At 45.4% G+C, this 25,685-nt stretch carries 21 protein-coding genes; 19 read left to right on the top strand and 2 right to left on the bottom strand.

Annotated elements, in window-relative coordinates:
* Positions 1–52 precede the first annotated feature (52 nt).
* The 12 genes from NC238_15375 to phoU all read left to right on the top strand — a co-directional run bounded on the left by NC238_15375 (position 53) and on the right by phoU (position 14,612).
* On the top strand, positions 53–2,173 hold the full coding sequence (locus NC238_15375; GenBank protein ID MCM1567287.1) for an ATP-binding protein: 2,121 nt from the start codon (positions 53–55) through the stop codon (positions 2,171–2,173).
* 9 nt (positions 2,174–2,182) lie between these two features.
* A complete protein-coding gene (locus tag NC238_15380; GenBank protein MCM1567288.1) occupies positions 2,183–2,548 on the top strand; it encodes a response regulator in 366 nt (121 codons plus the stop codon).
* 215 nt (positions 2,549–2,763) lie between these two features.
* A complete protein-coding gene (locus NC238_15385) occupies positions 2,764–4,128 on the top strand; it encodes a citrate/2-methylcitrate synthase (GenBank protein ID MCM1567289.1) in 1,365 nt (454 codons plus the stop codon).
* Positions 4,129–4,172: 44 nt separating this feature from the next.
* Entirely contained in the window at positions 4,173–4,808 is a 636-nt protein-coding gene (gene trmB / locus NC238_15390) for a tRNA (guanosine(46)-N7)-methyltransferase TrmB (GenBank protein ID MCM1567290.1), read from the top strand.
* Positions 4,809–4,848: 40 nt separating this feature from the next.
* Positions 4,849–7,206 (top strand): ATP-dependent DNA helicase, encoded by a 2,358-nt coding sequence (locus tag NC238_15395; protein MCM1567291.1) that lies wholly within the window; start codon positions 4,849–4,851, stop codon positions 7,204–7,206.
* Between the two features lie 245 nt (positions 7,207–7,451).
* Complete coding sequence (locus tag NC238_15400) at positions 7,452–8,288, top strand: phosphate ABC transporter substrate-binding protein (GenBank protein ID MCM1567292.1); 837 nt, start codon at positions 7,452–7,454, stop codon at positions 8,286–8,288.
* Between the two features lie 429 nt (positions 8,289–8,717).
* Complete coding sequence (locus tag NC238_15405) at positions 8,718–9,413, top strand: response regulator transcription factor (protein ID MCM1567293.1); 696 nt, start codon at positions 8,718–8,720, stop codon at positions 9,411–9,413.
* Positions 9,413–11,182: a cell wall metabolism sensor histidine kinase WalK gene (locus NC238_15410; GenBank protein MCM1567294.1), complete on the top strand. Its 1,770-nt coding sequence runs from the start codon at positions 9,413–9,415 to the stop codon at positions 11,180–11,182. The genes NC238_15405 and NC238_15410 overlap by 1 nt, the downstream gene beginning before the upstream one ends.
* Before the next feature lie 230 nt (positions 11,183–11,412).
* A complete protein-coding gene (pstC, locus tag NC238_15415; GenBank protein ID MCM1567295.1) occupies positions 11,413–12,282 on the top strand; it encodes a phosphate ABC transporter permease subunit PstC in 870 nt (289 codons plus the stop codon).
* Positions 12,279–13,124, top strand: coding sequence for a phosphate ABC transporter permease PstA (gene pstA / locus NC238_15420; protein MCM1567296.1), 846 nt, complete (start codon positions 12,279–12,281; stop codon positions 13,122–13,124). Before pstC ends, pstA begins: the two co-directional genes overlap by 4 nt.
* 19 nt (positions 13,125–13,143) lie before the next feature.
* A complete protein-coding gene (gene pstB / locus NC238_15425) occupies positions 13,144–13,920 on the top strand; it encodes a phosphate ABC transporter ATP-binding protein PstB (protein MCM1567297.1) in 777 nt (258 codons plus the stop codon).
* Positions 13,921–13,934: 14 nt separating this feature from the next.
* Positions 13,935–14,612 (top strand): phosphate signaling complex protein PhoU, encoded by a 678-nt coding sequence (gene phoU / locus NC238_15430; GenBank protein ID MCM1567298.1) that lies wholly within the window; start codon positions 13,935–13,937, stop codon positions 14,610–14,612.
* Positions 14,613–14,735: 123 nt separating this feature from the next.
* On the opposite strand, the gene NC238_15435 is transcribed toward phoU, so the two are convergent.
* Positions 14,736–16,634: an ASKHA domain-containing protein gene (locus NC238_15435; protein MCM1567299.1), complete on the bottom strand. Its 1,899-nt coding sequence runs from the start codon at positions 16,632–16,634 to the stop codon at positions 14,736–14,738.
* A 313-nt stretch (positions 16,635–16,947) separates the two neighbouring features.
* Between NC238_15435 and NC238_15440 the strand changes: the two genes are divergently transcribed.
* Positions 16,948–17,847 (top strand): DUF445 family protein, encoded by a 900-nt coding sequence (locus NC238_15440; GenBank protein MCM1567300.1) that lies wholly within the window; start codon positions 16,948–16,950, stop codon positions 17,845–17,847.
* A 1-nt stretch (position 17,848) separates the two neighbouring features.
* Here the strand turns inward: NC238_15440 and NC238_15445 are convergent, their stop codons facing one another.
* Positions 17,849–19,486 carry a putative manganese-dependent inorganic diphosphatase gene (locus tag NC238_15445; GenBank protein MCM1567301.1) on the bottom strand — a complete coding sequence of 546 codons (1,638 nt, stop codon included), beginning with the start codon at positions 19,484–19,486 and terminating at the stop codon, positions 17,849–17,851.
* 316 nt (positions 19,487–19,802) lie between these two features.
* Between NC238_15445 and queD the strand changes: the two genes are divergently transcribed.
* From queD to NC238_15475, 6 genes are all read left to right on the top strand, one after another.
* Complete coding sequence (gene queD, locus NC238_15450) at positions 19,803–20,228, top strand: 6-carboxytetrahydropterin synthase QueD (GenBank protein MCM1567302.1); 426 nt, start codon at positions 19,803–19,805, stop codon at positions 20,226–20,228.
* A gap of 5 nt (positions 20,229–20,233) precedes the next feature.
* The gene (gene queE / locus NC238_15455) at positions 20,234–20,902 is read left to right on the top strand and encodes a putative 7-carboxy-7-deazaguanine synthase QueE (protein MCM1567303.1); all 669 of its coding nucleotides are present in this window, start codon (positions 20,234–20,236) and stop codon (positions 20,900–20,902) included.
* A gap of 4 nt (positions 20,903–20,906) precedes the next feature.
* Complete coding sequence (queC, locus tag NC238_15460; protein ID MCM1567304.1) at positions 20,907–21,623, top strand: 7-cyano-7-deazaguanine synthase QueC; 717 nt, start codon at positions 20,907–20,909, stop codon at positions 21,621–21,623.
* A 22-nt stretch (positions 21,624–21,645) separates the two neighbouring features.
* Complete coding sequence (locus NC238_15465) at positions 21,646–21,786, top strand: hypothetical protein (protein ID MCM1567305.1); 141 nt, start codon at positions 21,646–21,648, stop codon at positions 21,784–21,786.
* 516 nt (positions 21,787–22,302) lie between these two features.
* Positions 22,303–23,907 (top strand): glucose-6-phosphate isomerase, encoded by a 1,605-nt coding sequence (locus tag NC238_15470; GenBank protein ID MCM1567306.1) that lies wholly within the window; start codon positions 22,303–22,305, stop codon positions 23,905–23,907.
* 13 nt (positions 23,908–23,920) lie between these two features.
* A complete protein-coding gene (locus NC238_15475) occupies positions 23,921–25,669 on the top strand; it encodes a phospho-sugar mutase (GenBank protein MCM1567307.1) in 1,749 nt (582 codons plus the stop codon).
* Positions 25,670–25,685: the final 16 nt, after the last annotated feature.

Consider the following 25,685-nt stretch of genomic DNA (forward strand, 5'->3'; position numbering starts at 1 on the left):
TAGATTTATGTAGAATTTTCCCAGAAACAATTTTTATAAGTAGGGATATTAATTGGAAAATAATCGGAGTAGGCTGGCAAGAACGGTTAACGTTCTTATTCTTGCTTTGCTGGTATTAATTCAAATTCTCTTGATCAGGTCCTGGTATAATAAGACCCTTGATGATATCGGCATCAACGCGATGACCATTTCTCGGGTTGTCGCTGACAGTATTAATATTACTGAATATGAAAAGTTACTTGCGGAGAAAGAGCCTAATGATTATTTTAGAGAGATGCAGGCATATTTTCAGCGTATTCAAGCTGAAACCGGAGTGAAGTATGTTTATGTCGAACATCAAATATCACCCAGCCAAATTGAATACATTTTCGATTCGGAGAAGGATTCTTTAGGTGAGACCGATGAACTGTCTACACCGGCAGCACATACGCATACCAAAGCTTTTCACACGAGAGCTCAGACTTCAACGCTTTGGGGTACTTTGATTACCGGCTATGCACCATTGGTCAATGCCGACGGTCAGGTCATAGGCGCAGTCGGAACAGATGTAGATATCCAATATATTTATCAGGAACTGGCCAAACGCGTCGGGCAGATCATTCTTTATACAGCAGCCATGGTCGTTCTCTTCGGCTTGCTTATTTACGTCACGCTCAGTGAAGAAATACGAAGACGGCGCGTCGTCGAAAAAAATCTTAAACAAAGTATGCAGTCTGTGAAAAATTTACTCAATAATGCCGGGCAGGGCTTCCTGTCTTTTGGATCAGACCTGTGTATTGAACCTGAATACAGCATTGAATGCCAGAGATTATTGGGTCCTGACTTAGATAAACGTAACTTCCCGGACTTAATTTATCCGAAGGATCAGGAACAAAGAGACTTTGTGAACAAAGTTCTTCTGGAATGTTTTCAGGAGAATGACCCGGTGCGCAGGGAGGTATTCCTTTCTTTTCTGCCGGATGCAATTTTCCTGAATAACTACTATATAAAAATCGAATACAAGTTTATCGCGGATAAGCGTCAGGAAGAAACACAAGCTTTGATGGTTATCTTAACGGATGCTACGGAGAAACGTGCTTTGCAGGAACAAATGGAAAATGAACGGAAAACACTTAAAATGATTGTTAAGGCTGTTATCAGCCGTAATGACCTTTTGGAACTTATTTCAGATTACCAGCGTTTTTGCCAGATGACCGTACCGCAGCTGGTTACTTGCAAAGAACCGCTTCAGCGGGTAATTGTCGATGTCAAACGAAGGATTCATACCTTTAAAGGGGAATTTGGCCAGTTTGAGATGATACATATGGTTCGTTCTCTTCACCATCTTGAAGAAGAGATCAAATCTTTTGAACAAAGGGATTCAGCAACCAGTACTGGTTTAGGTATGCTCCTGCAAAATTTGAATCTTGAACATGTTCTGAATGAAGGTTTGCGTATTCTGCAGTCAACCTTAGGGGAGAATTTTATTGTCAGAGATAAAATCATCGAGATCCCGGAAGAAAAACTGCTTGAATTGGAAGATCAAATAGCGATGCTTATTCCATCGCAGGAGGCCAATATTCTGATTACCAAAATCAGGCAATTGCGTTACCGCTCGTTCAAAGAGCTTTTAGCTGCTTACCCGAATACTGTAGAAGGCTTAGCTCAGGGCTTGGAGAAATCGTTGTATCCTCTTGAACTAGAAGGCGGAGAGTTCCCTGTAGATACAAAAAGGTACCAGGCCTTTACCAAATCACTGATTCATATTTTTGCGAACTGCGTAGATCATGGCATTGAAAACAGGGAAGACAGAATCAAAGCCGGAAAAGAAGAAAAGGGCCGCGTTGTCTGCGAAATGAAATTAGTTCAAGATCAAATATTATTAAAGATCGCTGATGATGGCAAAGGCTTAGACTTGGAAGGAATCAAACAAAAAGCGCTTGAGCTTGGGGTATTTACCGCAGAACAACTGGCAGAGCTGGACGATAAAGATATTATCCCACTTATTTTTGAAGACGGGCTTTCCAGCAAAGACAGTGCATCGATGATTTCGGGACGCGGCATCGGCATGGCGATCGTTAAACAAGAACTTGAAAAAATAGGCGGTCATTTGGATATTGTTACAAATCCTGACACTGGAACAGAATTCAATTTTCTGCTGCCAATTGGAACCGGCACTCATAGTTACGACTGAGGAGGAAAAATGGCTAAGGTATTAATCGTTGATGACTCTGCAATTATGAGGAGAAATTTAGCTGCTATCATGGGGAGAGGCGGTCATGAAGTCATAGGCGAAGCGCTCAATGGCATGCAGGCTCTGGCTGAATATGGAAATTTGCATCCGGATATTGTGACAATGGATATTACGATGCCTCTGTCAGACGGCATCGAGGCACTTGGTAAATTGCTCGGCAGGTACCCTGATGCCAGGGTGGTCATGATAAGCGCAATTAACCAAAAAGACAGGGTCTTCGAGGCAATTAAATTGGGCGCCAAGAATTACATTATTAAACCTTTTGAGGAAGACAAGGTAATCAATATTATAAACCAGGTCCTGGGTTTAAGATAATAGTTATCCGTGTGAATCAAAAATGATGTAAGGCCGACGAAGAGAGGGAGTTCTTTCTTTGTTGGCCTTCTTGTTAGGGTAATATAAATGATATTTACAACAAACAACTCGGATAGTATAATAAAGTTGTTTGAAAAAACGGCAATATCATGTTTTAAGGATAATCAATCAAATAGGGTAAATGAAACAGGATTAACCAAGAATCGGAGGAGAAAATGGCGTGCAATAAAAAGGAAACAATTGATTCTTTTACACATAAGTACAGCAAGATCTGTCAGGAAAACAGCTGGATTGATCCAAGCCTCTATAATGAGTATGGCGTAAAACGCGGCTTAAGAGATAAGAACGGGGAAGGGGTACTTGCCGGGTTAACCAATATCTCTTTAATCAAGTCTCATGACGAAATTGATGGAAAGCGGATTCCCTGTGACGGAAAACTTCTTTACCGGGGATACAATATCACTGATTTGGTCAAAGGATTTGCACATAATCAGCAATATGGCTTTGAAGAAATAACTTATCTGCTTCTGTTTGGATCACTGCCTAATGAAGAACAATTAGCCCACTTTAAAGACATTTTAGTGGAAAGCAGAAATCTTCCTAAAAATTTTGTGCGTGATGTCATTATGAAAGCACCGAGCAGAGACATCATGAATTCTCTAACAAAGAGTGTTCTTACCCTGGCATCCTATGATGAGACCATAGACGATGTGTCTTTAGATAATGTTTTGCGGCAATGTCTGATGCTGATCAGCATTTTTCCGATGCTGTGCGTGTACGGGTATCATGCCTACAATCATTATGAATGCAACGAAAGCTTTTATATCCACAGACCTGATGATCAGCTCTCCACAGCTCAAAATATCCTGAAAATGTTAAGACCGGATAAACAATTTACGGAACTTGAAGCCAAGGTGCTGGATATTGCCCTTGTACTGCATATGGAACACGGCGGGGGAAATAATTCCACGTTTACGACCAGAGTCGTTTCTTCTTCCGGTTCGGATACGTATTCCGTCATTGCGGCGGCCTTATCCTCTCTGAAAGGGCCAAAACATGGCGGAGCAAATATTAAGGTTGTCGAGATGGTGGCTGATATCAAATCCCACGTTGCCAACCCTAAGGATGAAGAAGAGGTCAAAAGCTACTTAACGAAGATTTTGAAGAAGGAAGCGTTTGACCGGAGAGGTCTCATTTATGGGATGGGACATGCTGTTTATTCGATTTCCGACCCAAGGGCCCAAATCTTCAAAGGCTTTGTCGAGAAGCTGGCGGATGACAGAGACCGAAGAAGTGATTTTGAATTATATGCGATGATTGAGAGACTCGCTCCTCAGGTCATCGCTGAGGAACGGAAAATCTATAAAGGTGTCAGTGCCAATGTGGATTTTTACAGCGGCTTTGTTTACAGTATGCTGGATATTCCGCTGGAACTGTATACGCCGTTGTTTGCGATGGCCAGAATTGTCGGGTGGAGTGCCCACCGTTTGGAAGAATTGGTCAATGCAGACAAAATCATCAGACCGGCCTATGAAAGTCCCCTTATTGATAAGGATTATAGGGTAATGCAGGAACGGTAAGACCTCTATTCGATTGATAAGCATTGGAAGGAGACAGTGTATAATTGCGGCTTAGGAGAAAACGGAGCGCAAAGCTCGAACTAGAGAAAGACACCAAGACCATTTTAGCCCCTGCGGAATGCAAAGGGAAGTGGAATGAAGTATTCGACAATAATGATCCGGTTCATTTAGAACTGGGCTGCGGCCGGGGGGATTTTATCGCATCACTTGCAGGCAAAACTGAAAATATCAATTATATTGCAATTGATTCCTACCCGGAAGTGCTGGTTTGTGTGTTAAGGAAACTTAATCAAAGCAAGCTGCCTAACGTCAGGCTGGTTTCCATGCGTATTGAAGATACCGACAGTATTTTCGGACAGGATGAAATTGATAAAATCTATATCAATTTCTGTAATCCATGGCCCAGCAAGCGACACCATAAGCGCAGACTGACACATCCGAACTTTCTAAGGAAGTACCAGACCTTTGTAAAGAAAGGATCGGAGGTTTGGTTCAAAACGGACGATGAACCACTTTTTGAAGATAGCCTGCAGTATTTTCAGGAGACCGGTTTTCAGGAATTATACCGGACATATGATTTGCATCAAAGTGGTTTTGAAGAAAATATCATGACCGAATACGAAACAAAATTTACAGGTCAGGGGATCAAGATTAAGTTTGCCGTTTTTAAGTATGAATAAATAGGATTCGCACCTATTTCTGGGAGAATGGACTGAAACCATGATTAAGCTTCCGATCAGACAGCTGGTTGAATTAATAATGCGCTGCGGGGACATTGACAGCAGGTATGCTTCCAAGGACAGGATGGCGGAAGGGGCTAAAGCGCATCGGATCCTGCAGAAGAGGAACCGTGAAACCTATGAGGACTATCGAAGCGAAGTTTCGCTTTCTGAAGCATATTGTTACAATGGCATTGATTATACGTTGGAGGGACGTGCTGACGGCATTTTCAGCTGTGAAGGCCGGACCGTTATTGAAGAAATAAAAACCACGGTGCTGCCATTGGATTCTATTAACAAGGATTTCAGCGGCGCTCATTGGGCGCAGGCTAAGTGCTATGCGTATATTTACGCTGTCCAGAACGCTCTGACAGAAGCCGCCGTTCAACTGACGTATTTCAATCTGGAGACCAATGAAACCAAACAATGGCTTAATTTTTTTGCAATCAATGAACTGACGGAATTTATCGGCAGTCTTATTCAAAAGTATTCGGTATGGGCAAGCTTTTCTGCCGAATGGGCAGAGATTCGGGACCCCTCGATCAAGGCGCTTCAGTTTCCTTTCCCGGCCTACCGGCAGGGGCAGCGGGAGCTGGCTGTACAGGCCTACCGGGCCATAGCCGGCCGAAAGAAACTGTTTGTGCAGGCCCCGACAGGAACCGGAAAAACTATCTCGGTGCTGTTTCCAGCCATCAAAGCGATGGGGGAGGCGAAAACCTCTAAACTATTCTATTTGACGGCCAAAACGATAACGCGTCAGGTTGCGGAAGAGGCATTCGAAAGAATGCGCCAAGGCGGTCTGAAAATGAAGACCTTGACGCTGACTGCTAAAGAAAAAATTTGCTTTTGTGAAAAGTCGGTCTGCCATCCCGAGTATTGTAAATATGCCAAAGGACATTACGACCGAATTAATGCAGCCATTTTAGATGCGATCAAAGAGTCTGATGATTTGTCCAGAAGTGTAATCGAGAAATACGCCCAGAAGCATACAGTCTGTCCGTTTGAACTTTCCCTGGATCTTTCGCTTTTGGCGGACTGCGTCATTTGTGACTACAACTATGTTTTTGATCCGAGAGCACATCTCAGACGCTTTTTTGCAGACAACAGCGGCGATTATGTGTTTCTGATCGATGAAGCCCACAACCTTGTGGACAGAGCGCGGGAAATGTTCTCAGCAAAGCTTGACAAAACTGCTTTTTACCAGGTGAAAAAAGCGTATAAGGGTAGAAATAAAGCGTTGGATAAAATCCTGAACCGCATCAATAAAAAGATGATTGACCTGCGTCATCAATGCGGGGAGCAGGGCTATTTGATTACGACGGAAATGCCTGCGGATTTCCTGAGCCTTCTTCAGCAATACACCGGAACTTGTGAATTGATGCTTAAGGAAAACAGAAGCTTAAGCGAGGATAGTGCTTTTCTTCAGCTCTATTTTGATGTGCTGGGTTTTACAGCAATCGCTGAATTTTACGATGAAAGATACGTTACTTTTGTGGAAACCAAGCGGGATGAGGTAACCGTGAAGCTTTTCTGCCTTGATCCATCGTTTTTGCTGGGAGAGGCGCTTAAAAGAGGCAGTTCGGCGGTGATGTTTTCAGCGACGCTGTCTCCGCTGGAATATTTCCGGGAGGTACTTGGCGGAGGTGAAGCAGACCATATTCTCTCTCTCGATTCTCCATTTGATTATCGAAAGCTTTGCGTGCTGACGGCTGACTCTGTTTCGACCAAGTATAAAGAAAGAGAACAAAGCGCTCACCAGATTACCCGGATGATTGGTTCCTTTGTCGCCCAGAAAACGGGGAATTACATTGTTTATTTTCCATCGTATAAATATATGAACGATATTTTTGCCGAGTTTGCTTCGGCCTGTCCCGATATCACCGCTGTGGCCCAGGAAGCTTCAATGGCTGAAGAAGAACGGGAACGTTTCCTGCTAAGTTTCAAAGAGAATCCTGAGAAAACCTATGTAGCTTTCTGCGTGCTCGGCGGAATATTCTCCGAAGGCATTGATCTGAAGGGAAGCAGGCTGATTGGTACGGCGATTGTAAGCGTGGGACTGCCCCAGCTAAGTGTTCAGCAGAATATCATTCGGGATTACTTTAACAGCAAAAACGGTCTCGGCTATGAATATGCGTATATGTATCCCGGAATGAACAAGGTGATGCAGGCTGCCGGCAGGGTGATTCGCAGCGAAAACGATATCGGTGCCGTTTTGCTTATTGACGAGCGGTACAGCAACAAGAAATATATAAAGCTGTTTCCAAAACACTGGATGCGGCGCAGAAACATCAAAGACAGCAAGTCTATTGAGAAAAACCTCGGATTATTCTGGCAGACAGGCAGTAAAGGTAATCCCTAAAAAGCGGGAAAGAATGAGAGAAGTAATATAAGACATAAATATAAGACATAAATATAGGACATAAATATAGGACATAGTAAGATGACTCAGAATAAATCGGAGGCATTTTTTTTATGCAATATTTACAGAATCGTTACAATTACGCAAAGTCTACGCAATAATAAATTGTTATTGTATATATAGCAAAAACATTGGAGGAGATCAGTTTATACTGAAAACATTAATAATGAGAGGAAGAATTGAAAATGAAAAAACTGTTTACGCTTATATTGGTAGGTATTCTGGCTTTAGCTTTCACCGGCTGCGGAAGCAAAGACAGCACTTCCCAATCCAACCAACAGCAGGCACAGACTGAGTCCGCAGAAATTACCATCGCAGGGTCCACCTCGGTTCAGCCGATTTCTGAAGCACTCACAGAAGCATTCATGGCGAAAAACCCGAACATTAAAGTTAACGTCCAGGGAGGCGGTTCCGGAGCAGGAATCAAAGCTGCCCAGGAAGGCACCGCGGATATCGGATCTTCTTCCCGCGAGCTGAAACCTGAAGAGACCGGTCTGACGGAAACCGTCATCTGTAAGGATGGCGTTGCTATCGTAGTCAATTCTAAAAACGTAGTCAAAGATCTGAGCATCGAGCAGATTAAAAAGATTTATAGCGGCAAAATCACCAACTGGAAAGAAGTTGGCGGAGCTAACCAGACGATCAATGTGATTACCAGAGAAGCAGGTTCCGGTACACGTGGTGCATTTGAAGAATTGGTCATGGGCAAAGATAATCCGATCAGTGACAAAGCGATTGTTCAGAACTCCACTGGTGCTGCGAGAACTTCTATAGCCGGTGATGTGAATGCGATTGCCTATATTTCGATGGCAAGCATTGATGACACGGTGAAAGCAGTAACCGTAGAAGGTATTGAGGCCAATGCGGAGAATGTCCTGAATGGATCGTACAAAATTCAGCGTCCGTTCCTCTATCTGACCAAAGCAGCGCCTGCGGGTGCAGTGAAGACCTATATTGACTTTGTCATGTCGGATGAAGGACAAAGCATCATTCAAAAAGAAGGTCTTGTATTGGTGAAATGACCCAAGATTCGTCCAATGCAACAGCTATATCCGTAGAAAGAGTGCAGCATATACTCAATAAAATGAAGATAATTTGGGTCAGACAGGGTGAGTAATTATTTCACCCTGTCTGACCCAGTTAAACGTTTATCCCGAAGATTTCTCCATTAGCACTCATCGGGTTACACGATCGCTCATATCGCTTAAAAAATATTTTGATGAAAATGGGCTAGCCAAATAAGATTAAATATAGGGGATTGATCACCGATGGAAAGAACAAAAGTTGCATTTAGTGATGAAGCGTTTATTCAGACATTTTGCGCCGTTACGAATACATGTTCTTTTCATAGAGATGAAATACCTTTTATGCTGTTATATAATATGAAATAGATATGGCTTATTCTTATTGATGAAACGTTTTAATGCGAAGCATTTATCGAGGAGGACGATATGAGGAAAAGAATCTTGGTTGTGGAAGATGAAGAAGCGATTGCCCGCCTGATCAGTTATAATCTTCAAAAAGAAGGATTTGAAGTTCAGGTTTCAGAAGATGGACTTGAAGCACTGGGGAAAATTCGATCAGAAAAACCAGATTTGCTTATTCTCGATATTATGCTTCCTGGAATGGACGGCTATGAAATTTGCCAAGCAGTCAGGAAAGAAGACGGTTCTCTCCCTGTTATTATGTTGTCGGCGAGAGATGATGAGCTGGATAAAATTCTTGGTCTGGAACTTGGCGGGGATGATTATCTGACAAAACCATTCAGCCCGAGAGAGCTTGTTGCCAGGGTACGCGCTTTATTGCGGCGGGCCCAAACGACTCAGGCAGCACCTGACCATGAGACTTTTTTGATCGACAGGCTGGCCGTTGATTTCTCCGGCCGTGAAATCAGCGTGAATGATCAGATTGTACCGCTTACGCCAAAGGAGTTTGAACTGCTGGAATATTTAATCCGCCATCGAGGAAAAGTGGTAAGCCGAGATCAGCTGTTAGACAGAGTATGGAACTATGATTTCGCGGGTGATACCAGGATTGTTGATGTTCATATCAGCAGGCTTCGAGAAAAAATTGAGCCCGACCCTAAAAATCCGTCTTATATCCAGACGGTTCGCGGGGTCGGATACAGGTTTAAGGAGCGAGGCTGATGTTGAAAAGTCTGAAAATGAAATTCACAGTTGGCTTTATTGCACTAGCACTGCTTTCAATGCTTGTATCAGGCGTTTATCTTATCAAGGTGCTCGATAACTATTTTATTGAAAATCTGCAGGCCAAACTTTTGGTTGAGGCGAAATTGGTCAGAGAAATGGTTATCGATGAATTTGGTTCGCTGAATATGGTCTCGGATATTGAAAAAATTACCGGTGATCTTGCAAACGTTACTAGCACCAGGGTTACGGTGATCGATGCGAATGGCGTTGTTCTGGGTGATTCTGAGCAGCTGCCGACGCTTATGGAGAACCATCTCGGGCGTCCCGAAATCCACCAGGCGATCAGCGAAGGTGTCGGGATAGCGGAGAGAGAAAGTACAACACTTAATACGCAAATGATGTATCTGGCGCTGCCTGTTGAGAAAGACGGGGAAATTAAGGGCTTTGTTCGCCTGGCGCTTCCGATGACCGAAATTACGACGGCCCTATCCAAACTGTGGAGCATGCTGTTCATAGCTCTCTTAATGGCTACAGTAATCGCCGGCATCTTAGGGTTTAAGCTATCGCAGCGTCTGACAAAGCCAATTCAGAAAATGACAGCCGCAGCTCAAAATATTGCTGGGGGTGATTTCAGCCTGCGTACCTACACGACCAGTCAGGATGAGATCGGGAAACTTGGGCAGGCTTTAAATCAAATGGCCCAGCAGCTGAAAGAAATGATTGACGAAGTCTCAACCGGGAAAAGTAAGCTTGAAACGGTCTTAGCGAATATGGTCAGTGGCGTTATTTTTCTCAGAGAAGATGGTAAGATCGATTTGATTAATCCGGCAGCCCTGAAGATTCTGGAGATCGAACCCAAAAATGTCAATCGGCATCAGATTGAGATTATCAACAATTACCAATTAAGTACACTGATTGACACGGCACTGAAAACGCACAAGGCCGCCAAGGATGATTTATTAATATTATCTCCGCACGAAAAAAATATTGAAGTCAATATTACGCCAATTCTCGGAAAGGGAAATACCAACATCGGAGCCGTCATGGTGCTTCATGATATTACGGATCTCCGAAAACTGGAAACAATGCGCAGGGATTTTGTTGCCAATGTATCTCATGAATTAAAAACGCCTGTCACCTCACTCAAAGGATATGCGGAAACACTGCTCGATGGTGCGCTTGATGACCCTGAGACGGCCAGAGAATTTGTCAGAATCATCTTGACAGAATCAGAACGGCTGCGGATGCTCGTTGATGACCTGCTGGAATTATCCAGAATTGAATCTGGGGCAGATCCGGTCGAATGGCAGAAAATTGATGTGAGTGCTTTACTGCATTCGCTGGAGGTAAAGTTAAGACCCCAGCTTGAAGCCAGGCAAATCCAGCTTACTGTCGTTTGTCCAGAGAAGTTGCCATATGCCTGGGGAGATTACAGCATGATCGAGCAGGTGTTAACAAATTTGACGGACAACGCTATAAAATATTCCGCAATAGGGGAAAAGGTCAAAATTGTCGCTTCCCAAAAGTCTGACGGAATACTGTTTGAGGTGATTGATTCCGGGCCTGGAATTCCGGAGCATGATTTACCCCGGGTTTTTGAAAGGTTTTACCGGGTTGATAAAGGCAGGAATCGTAAACAAGGGGGGACGGGGCTCGGATTGGCGATTGTCAAACATATTCTGGAGACCCATGGCACGAGGATACAGGTGGAGAGTACGTTGGGGCGGGGCTCACGATTCTATTTTATGCTGACCAAAAAATCATAAGTCTACGGATATCAGGTTAAACTTTGGCTTTTAACCTGGATGCTTTTCTGTTTTTTCCAAATTAAATATATTGTAAATAATAGAGATGTCTTGATTATAAAGGCAGCTCTTATTATTTAATGTGTATATTTCCATATCGTACATTTACAAAATCGTTACAATTCCGCAAAGTCTTCTCAACAAATAATTGCTATTGTATAACTAGGAAAATCATCGGAGGAGACCAATCCATGCAGAAAAGCATTCACCTTAAAAAAAGTGAAATCATCGTTGAAAAAATACTCCTTCTCAGTGCTGTTGCTGCCATTTTTATCATTGCGCTGATCGCTGTATTTGTCATCATTTCGGGTTGGCCTGTTTTGCAGAAAACAGGATTTTTCAATTTTGTCCTCGGAACAACATGGGATCCGACTCATGGTATTTATGGGATCCTGCCAATGGTGGTCGGGTCCATACTTGTAACCTTGGGAGCGCTTGTTCTGGGAATTCCCTTCGGGGTCGCAGGAGCCATCTTTATGGCTGAGATTGCCCCGCCTAAAGCAGCTAAGCTGATAAGACCTGCAATCGAACTGCTGGCTGGGATTCCATCGGTTGTCTACGGTTTTTATGGACTGGCAGTCATCGTTCCTTTAATCCGGAACCATTTTGGCGGAACAGGTTTTAGCATTTTGGCAGGATCCCTGATTCTGGCCATCATGATCCTGCCTACCATCCTGAATCTCTCCGAGACTGCGCTGCGCGCGGTTCCCAGCGAATATAAAGACGGATCCTATGCGCTGGGGGCCAATTACTGGCAGACTATCAAATGGATATCGCTGCCTGTAGCCCGCTCGGGCATCATCACAGGGGTCGTCCTTGGCATGTCAAGGGCAATCGGGGAAACCATGGCCGTCATCATGGTCACAGGCAACGTGACGCGTATACCCGGAACTTTATTTGACCCGATCCGTACGCTCACAGGAAATATCGTGATGGAAATGGGATATGCCTCAGGGGAACATCAACAAGCGCTATTTGCCACCGGTATCATCCTGTTTATCTTTATCATGATCTTAAACCTGATCGTACAGTTTGGTGCAAAAGGCAGGTGGCAAAAATGAAAGCATCAGCCCGACTGGAAGAAAAAATAGCGAAATTATTACTCTGGTTGTTTGCGATTTGTACGCTTCTGGTTTTGTTCAGTATTATTGCGCATATTCTGATCAACGGAATCAGCGGGCTAAGCTGGGATTTTATCACCCAGGAACCGAAACGGATGGGCAAGGAAGGCGGAATTTTTTCCATCATTATCGGCACCATCTACTTGACAGTAGCAGGCATTGTTCTGGCAACACCTATAGGAGTTGGTGCAGCCATCTACCTGACGGAATACGTAAAAAAGGGCCGACTGGTACAAATCATCCGTTTTGCCACAGAAGCACTGGCTGCTGTACCTTCAATTATCTTCGGTTTATTTGGCTTTGTCCTGTTCGTTATTACCCTGAAGATGGGATGGTCCATTCTATCAGGTGCGCTGACACTGGCTTTTATGGTGCTGCCGACCATTATCAGAGCTGCTGAAGAAGGCATTAAAACAGTGCCGGACTCATACCGTGAAGGCAGTCTTGCGCTTGGCGCAACCAAATGGTATACCATACGAAAAGTTGTTTTGCCTTCGGCGCTTCCCGGAATTGCAACCGGTGTTATCTTGGGGATTGGGAGGGCAATCGGAGAAACAGCGGCAGTCATCCTGACCGCAGGCAGTTCCTTAGGATTGCCGACTTCAATACTTGAACCGACCCGGACACTTTCCGTTCATCTCTATATCTTAGCGTCGGAGGGAATATCAACCAAGAATGCCTATGCAAGTGCTACCGTGCTCATTATCGTGATCGTTATCATAAATTTTCTGGCCAATAGTCTTATGGGGAAGCTTGCAGGGCGAAACGGCCAGAGTCACTGACAGAGAGAGGTGGTAATCAATGTTAGCTAACTTAACAGAAACAAATAATAAAATGGTAACCAAAGACCTGGAATTGTATTATGGAAGCTTTCACGCTTTACACGCAATAAGCTTACCAATCCTTGCGAATCAGGTTACTGCGCTGATTGGACCCTCAGGGTGCGGCAAGTCCAGCTTCCTGAAAACGCTAAACCGTATGAATGACCTGGTCGAAGGAGCAACCGTCAAAGGAAATGTTTATCTCGACAATAAAGATATTTATACCTCGGATATTGATCCGGTGACACTCCGCAAACGAATTGGAATGGTCTTTCAAAAGCCGAATCCGTTCCCAATGTCAATCTTTGACAATGTCGCCTATGGACCGCGGGCCCATGGCCTGAAAGATAAGCAGAAACTGAGTGAAATTGTTGAGAAAAGCCTTAAGGAAGCAGCTCTCTGGGATGAAGTTAAGGACCGGCTGAACCGTTCAGGGCTCCAATTATCCGGCGGGCAGCAGCAGCGTCTTGTCATTGCGCGCTTACTGGCTGTGCAGCCTGAAGTCCTGCTGATGGACGAACCGGCATCGGCTCTGGATCCGATTTCCACGGCAAAGCTGGAAGACCTGATCCTTGATCTTAAAGAACAATACACCATCGTTATCGTTACCCATAACATGCAGCAGGCCGCCAGGATTTCAGACTACACGGCATTTTTCCTGAACGGGGAAGTCATAGAATACGGCGTTACGAAAGAACTGTTTACCAAGCCTCTGGACAAAAGGACTGAGGACTATGTCACCGGAAGATTCGGATAAGGAGGAAACGTATTATGACCCGAAATTCATTTGCAACATCGCTGGAAGAACTGAGCCATGATGTCCTCATGATGGGTAATCTCGTGGAAAACGTCATCAGCTCCGCAATGAAATCACTTGAGGAAAGAGACTTGAAACTGGCAGAGAAGGTCCTGGCGGATGATGACATTGTGGATAATTTTCAGCTTGAGATCGAAGACAAATGTTTAACCATGCTAGCCCTGCAGCAGCCTATGGCCGGCGATTTGAGAACCATCGGGACCGCACTGAAGATTGTTACCGACCTCGAACGCATCGCCGACCACGCTGTCGATATCGCGGAAGTAACGATTAAATTAAGCGATGAGCCTTTGGTGAAGCCGCTGGTCGATATTCCTAAGATGGCAAAGCTGGCGCGGGAGATGCTCAGAGACAGTATCATTGCGTATACGAATAAAGATTTAAAAATGGCGCAAAGCCTGGCAGTGAAAGAAAAAGAGGTAGACCAACTATACAGGTTGGTCTATGAAGATCTATTGCATTTAATGCAAAAAGACCAAAAAAATATTTCACAGGGTATCAATCTGCTGCTCGTTGCGCTTTCCCTAGAAAGGGTAGCCGACCATGTGACAAATCTGGGTGAATGGACCATCTATCTGGCCAGCGGCAAAAGAAAAGACCTGAATGATGATAATCTTGTTGATATGGAATGATCAATCTGCAATGATTGATGTTGAATGATAAATCAGTTCGCATGGAGGGATATTTTTCCACAAAGTTGTCCACAGACTACGCACAATTGTGAATAAGTGTATATACAGGTATATGGTTTTTCATTAATAACGCTGTCCTAAAGCGAGAGATTCCATGTATTCATCCTGGAAAAGCTCTTCGGTGGACAGCTCAATATGTTCGGCATCCCGGGCGAGACGATCTGCTCTGCTCATTTCAATGGTCGAAAGCAGGGCCATCTGGGCGCCGTTGCCTGCAGCGTTGCCAATGGATTGGATTTTTTCGGCGGGGACCTGCGGCAGGAGGCCAATGCCAAGGGCGCTTTCTTTGGCGATATAGTTGCCAAACGCGCCTGCCAAATGAATCATTTCAAGATCGTCCGGTTTGACACCGAGATGGATCATCAGGATCCGGACCCCTGCGAGCACGGCACCTTTGGCCAGCTGAAGTCCGCGGATATCCATTTGGGTGATCGTAATATTTTCCCCGGCGGCGGATTCTTTCCAGGCCAGGACAAACTCTCGAATCCCATTGTCATTCAGGATTCTGTCCCGAAGTGCCGGTGATAGTTCCTTCGAGGCGCTTGCGTGGTCGATGATACGTCCCTGCGAATTGATAATCGCGGCTTTGTGCATTTCGGAAATTGCATCAATCAAACCGGAACCGCAGATACCGCGTACAGGTTCGTTTTCTTTGCCGATGACCCCAAGTTCCACGTTGTCCGTAATCTTAACACGTTCGATTGCTCCGTCGGCAGCCCGCATGCCAAATTTGATTCCGGCACCTTCAAAGGCCGGACCGGCTGCAGTAGAACAGGTCAGAATCCTTCCCTTTCCAGCTAAAACCATTTCCCCATTCGTTCCGATATCGATAAAGAGATGAATGCCTTTCAATTGGTCAATTTGCCCCGAAAGCATGACACCGACCGTATCGGAACCGACATAGCCCGCGACAATCGGCAGGACGGTGACTGGTGCATCGCTTAGAATCCGGAGTCCCAGCTCGGAAGCCTTGACGGTGACCGCCTGGCGGAAGCCCGGGATAAAAGGTGCAGGACCCAGATAGGTTGGGTCAATACCGAGGAATAAATGGCTCATTGTGGTATTGCCGACGACAACAGCTTGGTAAATCTCCTCGAGGGCAATGCCTTTCTGCCTGCACATATTGGCGATGATCTGATTTAAACCTTCGACAACCTGTATCTGCAGTTGAACCAAGCCGTCGGGGTGATCCGAGGCATAGTTGATTCTGGAAATGACATCAGCTCCCGCGCCCTGCTGAGGATTGGTTATTGCCTCACGCGCAATAATTTTCCCGTTGTTTAAATTCATCAAATAAGCCACCACGGTCGTAGTTCCAATGTCAATGGCCAAGCCGAAGATCCGGTCCAGCGTATTTCCGGATTCGACAGCCAGCAGGTCATTTCCGGCAGTAACAGCCGTAACCTGGAAAGAAGCATCACGCAGAATCCTGGGCAATTTGGCGGCAATCCCGCGGTTAAAACGCAGCGAAGCAGCCGATGCGGGAAGTGCCGCAGCCAAACGTTCCCAATCGGAACGCTGATCTGAAGTGCTTGGAACACTCACGTGTACAGCATGTTTGTGTACCAGCGGTGCAAGTTCACGGACACGGTTGTCATCTTCAAGTCGTGTTTTGCGGTCAAAGACATCTTTTTGTTCGATCAGGATGATCTGCCTGTCGGATTCGACAGTTCGTTTGCAGGCCAGGACAACACCAGCGTCAATTTGTTCAGCGCTTAAGAATTTTTTTTCTTCCGGCAGCGGTTCAGTACGGTCTTCCAGGGGCAGGATGACGCGGCATTTGCCGCAGGTTCCTTTGCCGCCGCAGGCGCTATGAAGATCTACGCCGGCAGTGATTGCCGCCTGAAGGATAGTACTGCCGGACGGAACTGTGCCGACACATTCGCCTCCTTGACAGGCGGACTTCTGAAAAGTGACATTGACCATTTTCACCGTCTTGGAACGATGCTTATCCTGACTCATTTGCTGAAACCCTCCCCAATTAATGATTGTATTTCTTAATTGGTATTTATCCTCTGCATATTCTCTGTTGACGGAAATAATAACGATATGAATTCGGTAAGACGCCCTCAAATGATAATAGAGTTCGCCATGATACCTATATGGGGTATATAAAAAAGTATAAGTCAAATTCCTTTTGTTTGTCAATAATGATAACTGGACAACGCTAACGATATAATGAACCCTATACAAACAATGAAATAATCGCTAAAATATACATTGGTGTTGTGAATCCGTACTTATTTATTCAGATTTATTCAGAGGAGAATCATCAATGAATCTAATCCAAATTGCAGCGGGACCGGTTATCGGCGCTATCATCGGTTATGTCACAAACTACATCGCGGTTAAGATGCTCTTTCGGCCCATCAACCCGATTAAAATCGGAAACTGGACATTGCCGTTTACGCCTGGCATTTTTCCGAAGAGAAAGGGGCAGCTTGCCAAAGCATTGGGCAATGCGGTTGGAAACAACCTTTTAACCAGTAAAGACGTAGAGAATATGTTCTTGTCGGAAAACATAAAAAACACAATCGTTCAGGAAATCAGCAGCTCACTTTATGAAATGGATGAGCGTCATACCCTAAAGAATATCTTCACTGGGTTTGTTTCACAGGATGCCTATCAGGTTCTGAGAGAACAAGCCGAAAACATCATTTGCAGCAAGATCATGTCCGGGGTTTCCAGGATGGATGTGGGAACAATCATTGCACGGGAGGGCAGACGAGCAATGAAGGAGAAAATCCATGGGACGATGCTCGCGCTGATGGTCAATGACCAATTGATTGCTTCCGTGGCTGCTCCGATCGGAGCAAAGGTAGATGCATACATCCAGGAAAACGGTCAGGACACGATTCGGTCCATTGTAAGAGAAGAACTGGCGGTTCTTGAGAATCAGCCCGTAGCGACATTCATGCAAAAAATTGAGATTGAGGAAAAACATCTTACCAGTATGGTTGACAGAATCTATTCGGTATTCGTGCAGAAAAAGCTTGGAGGCTATATCCAACAGTTTGATATAGCCGGTGTTGTCGAAAAAAAGGTCAATGATATGGATGTTCTGGAGATTGAGAGACTTGTGCTTTCGGTAATGAAAAACGAGTTGAACGCCGTTGTTAATTTGGGAGCCTTGATTGGTTTCGTGATTGGGCTGTTGAACTTATTGTTAAAATAACTCATTGGTCAACAGCTGCTGAAATTAAAGGAACAACCTGTTTCTTTCTGGAAACGATGCCGGGGAGGCAGACGCTGTTTTCGCCCAGATCAACGTTAAAAGCAAGCGAGATTAATTCTTTTTCTTCTCCGGAAAATAAGACTTCTGAGGCCTGGTCAAGAATATCGGTCACAAAAAGCATCAGCAAATGATAGCCTTTTTCGGCACAAAGCTGTTTCATGAACGCAATCAGTGAATCTTCCATCTCCGAGATCTTTTCCTTGTCCATGGTGAAGACCTGCCCGATTCCAATCCTGTATTTGCCAAAGGCATAATCTTTGAAATCCTGATAAAATATCTCCTTGAGTGTTTTTCCCTGCAGAGAAGAGCCTTCTTTAAACATTTGATTGGCGTACTTGTCCATATCGTCAATTCCGGCTATTTCTGCCAGCTTTTCGGCCGTCATCCTGTCGACGTAGGTACTGGTCGGAGATTTGAATTTCAGCGTATCGGACAGGATGGCGGAGCAAAGAATTCCGGCGATGCTCTTCGAAGGACGAATTCCCATCTCAAAAAACATATTGGCAACAATGGTCGAGGTACTGCCTACCGGTTCGTTGCGAAGGAAAATCGGACTGGCCGTCTGAATATCACCGAGTCGATGGTGATCAATAATCTCAAGGATTTCTGCCTCTTCAATGCCATTGACAGTCTGGGATTTTTCGTTGTGATCCACCAGAATAACGTTTTTCTTTCTCTGTGAAATCAGATGATATCTGGAGATAAATCCTTGGATCCGATTATTGTCATCAACAATCGGATAGCTCCGGTATCTGGTTTTTAACATTTTATCCTGAATATCGTCAATAAAGTCATCAATGTTAAACGATATAAGGTTCTGGCTGGTCATGACGGCACCTACCGGTATGCTCTGATTCACCAGCCTTACGGTCGTATAGGTGTCAATCGGAGTCGTTAACAAAACAATGTTCCTGCTGCGGGCTTCTTCGATCAGCTCTTGTGACGGATCTCCGCCGCAGGTGATGATCAGGCAGGTGGTACCGTATTCCAGGGCTTTCAACTGGATATCCAGCCGGTTTCCCGTGATCACAATATCACCCGGCTCAACAAACGAATGCAAGTCATCCGGTTCAACAGCAGCAACCACAACCTTGCCGGTCGTCTCGAAATCTTCCTGGGAACCGCAGATCAATGTCGCATTCAGCGTTTCGGCTATATTGCGCAGGGTCGTTCTCGTTGAAGCGATGGTGTTGTTGTCCAAGGCATCCATATAATTATTGGTAATATCGGATAGAGTTACAATTCCTAAAAGCCGCTCATGATCATCAATAACGGGAATCGTTTTGATATTGTTTTTTTTCATAAGGTGCCAGGCTGTTTTAATCGAAATATCCGATGATACGGGAAAAGCCTGATCAACGTTTAAATCTGCCACCTGGGTTTTGACTGTAAAAAGATGTTCCGGAATTTCGACGCCGAAATGCTTCAGAACAAATTCAGTTTCCCGGTTAATATCACCGAGCCTTTTGGGCACAGCATTCACGCCGAGTTTTTTTTTGAGTTCCGCGTAGGCGATTGCAGAACATATGGAATCTGTATCCGGATTCTTATGCCCGGTGACAAATACTAATTTATCCATCCTTTATTCTCCTATTCTTTATCCGAATCTATTTCCCTAAATTCTATCCTATCATTGTATAATAAAAAGTATAAATTCAAAAGAAGCAATCTTCAAAGCAATCTTCAAAGCAATCTTCAAAAGCCGTCTTCCCCAAATACCAACAAAGCTCATTTACAGATCAACGTTGGCATGATATGCTTAATTTATGAATAAAATAAAGACAGTTCGAAATCCATCCTGTCTCTAAACAAAACTAGGACCACTACCGTCTTGGGTAGTTTTTTTGTTTGGAGAGCAGCAGCTCTTTTTTTGTTTCTTGGGGAGGTTGCATGATATGTACATGTTGAAGGTGGAAAACAGTTTTGACAGCGCGCACTTTCTGGCAGGCCATCCAGGCAAGTGCCGGAACATTCATGGCCACAGCTGGCGAGTGGTTGTGGAAATCGAATCTGAAACACTCGCAGATGAAGGAGAAGCCAGGGGGATGATTGTTGATTTCAGCCAGCTGAAAGCGGATCTCAAACAGCTGGCGGATGACTACGATCATGCTTTGCTTGTGGAAAACGGAACGCTGCGAAAAAGTACGCTGGAACATCTTATTCAGGACGGATTCCGGGTCATTGAGGTGCCTTTCAGGACAACAGCCGAAAATTTTGCCAGGTGCTTTTACGAGGCTTTGGCCGATAAAGGATATCAAATGACCAGGGTCAGTGTATTCGAAACGCCCGCGAATTGCGCGGTCTATGAAGGCAGATGGTGATTCGGATGAAATACAGGGTTGCAGAAATTTTTTCAAGCATTAACGGAGAGGGACCGCGGGCAGGAGAAGTGGCTGTTTTTGTTAGATTTGTCGGGTGCAATCTGCAATGTACTTACTGTGACACCCGCTGGGCTAATGAAGCGGATGTTTCTTACCGGGAAATGACGGGAGCGGAGCTCTATAAACAGGTCCAGGCCACAGGTATAAAGAACGTCACGTTGACAGGCGGGGAGCCGTTGATACAACCTGGTATTGCAGCGCTAACCGACTTAATGTGCCAGGATCCGGCACATTCCGTCGAGATTGAAACGAATGGCAGCGTCAGCCTGAAGCCCTTTTGCACAGAGGCTAATCGCCGTCTGGGATTTACGATGGACTACAAGCTTGCTTCGAGCGGTATGGAGGACAAGATGGTTTTAGCGAATTTTGAGGTTCTGACATGCCGGGATGCCGTGAAATTCGTGGTTGGCGATCAAAACGACCTGGCAAGGGCGTGCGAAATCATAAGTACCTACGGCCTGATCAAGAAAACTGCGGTATTTATCAGTCCTGTTTTTGCAAAAATTGCGCCGTCTGAGATCGTTAAATTTATGATTGTGCATCAAATGAATGGGGTGCGCTTGCAGCTTCAGCTACATAAAGTGATCTGGAATCCGGAAAAGAGAGGAGTATAAGCTCATGCAAAAAAATGAAAAAGCTTTGGTCATTTTTAGCGGCGGCCAGGACAGTACGACCTGTCTTTTTTGGGCCAGACAGTTATTTGCAGAAGTCATTGCCCTGTCCTTTGATTATGGGCAAAAACACCGGCTGGAATTGGATTGTGCCAGAGAAATATGTGCTAAGCACCAGATTGAGCATCATCTGCTGGATCTCGGTTTATTAAATCAGCTTGCACCGAATTCGTTGACCAGGCCGGAGATTGAAGTTGAGAAAAATTCGCCGGCCGACCGGTTACCGAACACATTTGTGGACGGCAGGAATATGCTCTTTCTGTCGTTTGCAGCTGTTTTTGCCAAACAGAGGGGAATAAGACATTTGATCACCGGCGTTTCTCAGAGTGATTACAGCGGTTATCCGGACTGTCGGGATATTTTTGTTAAGTCCCTGAATGTAACCCTTAATCTCGCCATGGATTACGAATTTGTGATTCATACCCCTCTGATGTGGATCGACAAGGCGGAAACCTGGAAATTGGCTGACGATCTCGGTGTGCTTGCAATGATTCAAGAAGAGACGCTGACCTGTTATAACGGTATCAAAGGTGATGGGTGCGGGGAATGTCCTGCGTGCCTGCTGCGGAAAAAGGGATATCAAAGATATTGCAGCAAAGAATCCAATCATACGTTTGAAAATCAAGAGATAGATCATATTAATGAACATAAGGATAAATCATGACTTGAAATGAAGGAGGAAGAGCATGATGGACAAATGTTCAAAATGCGGTCAGGAAGTTCAAGAAGATGATATCTATGAAGTTAACGGACAGAAGGTATGTGAAGACTGTAAACTCAACGAGACGAAGGTTGAAGCAAAACCATGCGGCAATTTTAACGGCTGATTTTGATTTTTGAAGTTGTTCTGTGGTGTATAATCTATGGTGTATAAAATGTATAAAAGATAAAATAAGGCTGCTGCGCAATGAAAATGGTCATTAAGCGGCAGCTTTTATTGGTTGTTTGACACGACAAATTGCGCAATACTTTTTCGTCCATCTCAGCTATAATGAAAATAACGTTCTCAAATTCCCTGCTCAAATAATTCATACAAGCTTGATTACCCTAAATTAGGTCTGGGGGTCACAATTCCAGCGTTAAGCGGAGCATGGAGGCGAAGCGCGGCTGTTAACGTCCATGGATGGACTAATGTCGCGGTGCCATGGAGGGCAAGGAGCGACAAGCCACGGATGGCGCAACAGCCGGAAGCGGAATTGTGGCGCACAGGCCAACCCGGGAGTTTAACGCAATCATATATTTGAGCATTTATTTCAGGAACGTTGTACTAGATGCCAGGCGCGGGTATAGAATCGGATTGTCCAGGGTAGAGTATGATTACCGATGGGTGAGGTGATTGCATTGTGAGGTCACAATGGCAGAAATTCCGGGAATATTTATATTTCGATGATGAGCTGGGAATCCAGGTGGATGTCAGCCGCGCAGGATTTCCGGATACGTATCTGGATGACATGGAACTACGCCTGCAGGACATGTATCACCAGATTCAGGCCTTGGAACAGGGAGTGGTTGCCAACCCGGACGAGCAGCGGATGGTTGGGCATTATTGGCTGAGTGATCCTGAATTAGCTCCACAGCCGGAAATAGGCGCGGCAATCAAAGATACCCTGCACCGTATTCTATGTTTTGCGCAGGATGTTCATGCGGGTACTGTATGTGGTCAAAACGGACACCCTTTCCGGAACGTTATTGTTGTTGGCATTGGCGGATCTTCTTTAGGACCGCGTTTTGTTTCCGAGGCACTCGGGAAAAAAGGTGATCCCTGTTCGCTGTACTTTATCGATAACACAGATCCTGACGGTATGGACCGTATTTTTGCTGAGCTGGATGCTAAGGCGGATGCAACATTAACGATCGTAATCTCCAAAAGTGGCGGCACGGTTGAAACCCGCAACGGAATGGAAGAAGTCCGTCATTTTTACATAAGCCGGGGGCTGGACTTCAGCCGTCATGCGGTTAGTATCACCCAGCCAGGAAGCGGATTGGATCAGATCCGGATTAAAGAGGATTGGCTGGACGCTTTCCCGGTTTGGGAATGGGTTGGCGGGCGGACTTCTGTCTTGTCCGCTGTGGGGCTGCTGCCGCTGGCTTTACAGGGAATTGATATTTGTGGCCTTTTGGATGGGGCTAAGAAGTGCAACTCCCTGACCAGGAACACGGATACGAAAAGCAACCCTGCTGCCCTTACCGCCTTGGCGTGGTACGTCCTGACAGGCGGCAAAGGCGGGCAGCAGATGGTTATCCTTCCTTATAAAGACCGTTTGGAGCTTTTCCCGAAATATCTTCAGCAATTGATCATGGAGTCTCTGGGAAAAGAAAAGGACTTGGACGGAAATATTGTCCATCAGGGAATTGCAGTACTTGGAAATAAAGGAACAAGTGATCAGCATTCCTATATCCAGCAGCTGCTGGACGGGCCCGGTAACTTTTTTGTGACCTTCATAGAAGTACTGAAGGACAGGGATGGAGACTCAATCCAGATTGCCGAGGAAAGCACCAGCGGTGATTATTTGCAGGCTTTTCTGCTCGGGACGAGGAATGCCCTGTCAAACAAGGGCCGAAAATCAATTACGCTGACAGTGAGAGACCTCAGCCCCGTAACGATCGGAGTATTAATTGCCCTATACGAACGTACAGTGAGTATGTATGCCCAGCTTGTGCATGTTAATGCTTATCACCAACCGGCTGTAGAAATGGCTAAAAAAGGTGCGCAGGAAATGATTCAATTAAAGAACCTGGCCCTGCGTGTTCTAAGGGCATGTAAAACCGGAGGGTTAACGGTTGAAGAAATTGCATTGGAAATTGAAGCAGACGGGTCTGTAGTAGACCGCGAAATGCTCTATAAAATTCTTAAGCATCTTGAAGCGAATCGGGGAAACAGGATTATAAGTCAAAAGAGCGGCAGTGAATTTGAGGCTTTATACCAGGTTGCGTCTGATCAACAGTGAGGAGAAAAGTAACATGTATTCAGAGCAAAAGTATGACAGTACCTTGAAATTTTGGATGGAGAATGATTACTTTGACGAGCTCAGTAGGAGGGAACTGGCGGAAATAACCGATCTGAAGGAGTTGGAGGACCGATTCTATACGACGCTGGAGTTTGGGACCGGCGGCATCAGAGGGGTTCTCGGCGCAGGAACCAATCGCCTGAATCGTTATGTTATTCGCAAAGTTACACAGGGGTTGGCCGACACGATCTTGGAGCATGGACCAGAGGCGTGTCAGCGAGGGGTTGTCATTGCGTATGACAGCCGCTATTTTTCCGAAGATTTTGCAATGGAAGCAGCGTTGGTACTGGCAGTGAATCAGATTAAAGTCTATCTGTTTGAAGGTCTGCGGCCGACGCCTGAGCTTTCATTTGCTGTCAGGTATCTGCAGACAATTGCCGGCGTAAATATCACGGCCAGCCATAATCCGAAGGAATACAACGGCTATAAGGTCTACTGGGAGGATGGCGGGCAGCTGCCGCCTGCTCCTGCTAAGCAGATCATTACCAAGATGGCTGAAAGAGAAGACTGGAGGATTGTGCCGGCAGACCGAACCAGAGCCCTGGAGGAAGGGAAGGTCCAGATGATCGGAGATCAGGTGGATGCTGCCTATCAGGCTGAGATATTCCATAGTCTGCTGAATACAGAACTAACGCAAACTTATGGTACAAAGCTGAACATTGTCTGCACGCCGCTTCATGGAACCGGCGGCAGCCCTGTCCAAAGCATTCTTACCAAAATGGGCTTTACGGCTTTCCGGATGGTTGCAGAACAGGAACAACCTGATCCGGAATTCCCGACGGTGAAATCTCCGAATCCGGAAGATCCGGAGTCGTTTGCGCTTGCTTTAACACTGGCAAAGAAGACACAGGCGGACCTGGTACTGGCCACCGATCCGGATGCAGACCGCCTCGGAGCATATGCCCTGGACAGAAATGGTCAGTATTGCCGTTTTACCGGTAATCAGATTGGCGTAATCCTGGCGTATTATATCCTGGATCAAAGAAGACGAAACCACAGACTGCCGGACAATGGCGTGATCGTCAAGACGATAGCCTCTACGGACCTGGCCGAAGCAGTTGCGGCTGATTTTGGCGTCAAAACAGTGAATGTGCTGGTCGGCTTTAAATATATTGGAGAAAAGATCAAAGAGATGGAAGCACAGTGCTGGGGGACATTTTTGTTTGGCTTTGAAGAAAGCCATGGTTACCTGGCTGGTACGTATACCAGAGATAAGGATGCAGTTCAGGCTTCTGCGCTGCTGGCTGAGGCGGCATTGTATTACAAGCAGATAGAGAACAAAACCTTGCCGGATATATTGGCGGAACTCTTTGCGCGTTACGGCACTTTCCTCGACGAACAGGTTGCTTTTGCGCTGAGCGGCAAAGAAGGCCGGGAACGGATTGCCGCTGTAATGGACAGACTGCGGACGGCAAAGCCGCTTTCTGTTGCGGGGCTTAGCATACGGTTTATTGATGACTATCAGCAAAATATCCGATGGGATGCGCTGGAGAACAAGACGGAAGAGATAGATCTTCCCCGGGAGAATGCGCTTCGCTTTTCCTTTGAAGGGGGAGGCTATGTCATGGCAAGACCTTCCGGTACGGAACCAAAAATACGTTTTTATTTCTGTATCAAAGGTTTTACCAGAGCTGAAGCGGATGCTACCTTGGCACGTGTCAAAGCGGAAGTCTTCGCCCTGATTAATGACCTGATGGTTTGATTGTGGTAGAATACAG

Origin of the sequence: Dehalobacter sp., assembly GCA_023667845.1 — a bacterium.
Taxonomy (GTDB): Bacteria; Bacillota; Desulfitobacteriia; order Desulfitobacteriales; family Syntrophobotulaceae; genus Dehalobacter.